1 protein-coding gene is annotated in these 735 nt (G+C 66.0%); it reads left to right on the top strand.

Annotated features, from left to right (window positions below; all coding sequences use genetic code 11):
- Positions 1 to 735 (top strand): replication initiator (locus tag NG1_RS37700; protein WP_218019031.1); only part of this gene is annotated, 735 nt, incomplete at both ends.

Raw genomic sequence — 735 nt, forward strand, 5'->3', positions numbered from 1 at the left:
AGCCGGAACCGGTGGTCACCGAAGCCCAAGCCGAAGTGCTGGCGACGCGTGCCGACCAGTTCAGCCGGTATCACGATGCTCGCCGTGAGGGGGATGACGAACTGGCCGACGCGATCAAGGATTTGGTGGCCGACCTCGATGCCGAGCTGCGGGAACTCGGTGTGCGTGATCGTCTTCCGCCGTTGGATGCCAAGCCGCGTCGCAAGGCCAAGTCCACCCGTCGCCGTGACGACCTGCCGGACCTGCCTCGTAAGAAGGTCGCGCGCACCACGATCGGCACCGCCTACGCGGACGGCAAGTACCGGCCATCGACGTTCTTCACCCTCACCGTGGGCTCCTATGGGCGTATCAACCGTGTCCGTGACGAGGAGACCGGGAAGATGGTGCCGGACGGCTCCCCGGTCGATCCGGACTCCTACGACTACGCCCGTGCTGCCCGCGACATCATGCATATCAAGCGGTTGTTCGACCGGTGGGTGCAGAACCTGCGTCGCGCGGTGGGCTGGAACGTGCAGTACTGGGGCAGCGTGGAACCGCAGAAGCGCGGGGCTCCGCATCTGCACCTGGCCATCCGGGGCTCGGTCCCGACCCAGCTGCTCTATCAGGTGACCGCGGCGACCTACGTCAACATCTGGTGGCCACACTTCGACCAGGAGGTTTACACCGGCGACAACATGCCGGTCTGGGATCACGCGGCCGGCACCTTCGTGGACCCGAAGACCAGGCGGGCGCTGA

The sequence above is a fragment of the Nocardia gamkensis NBRC 108242 genome, from assembly GCF_001612985.1.
GTDB lineage: Bacteria > Actinomycetota > Actinomycetes > Mycobacteriales > Mycobacteriaceae > Nocardia > Nocardia gamkensis.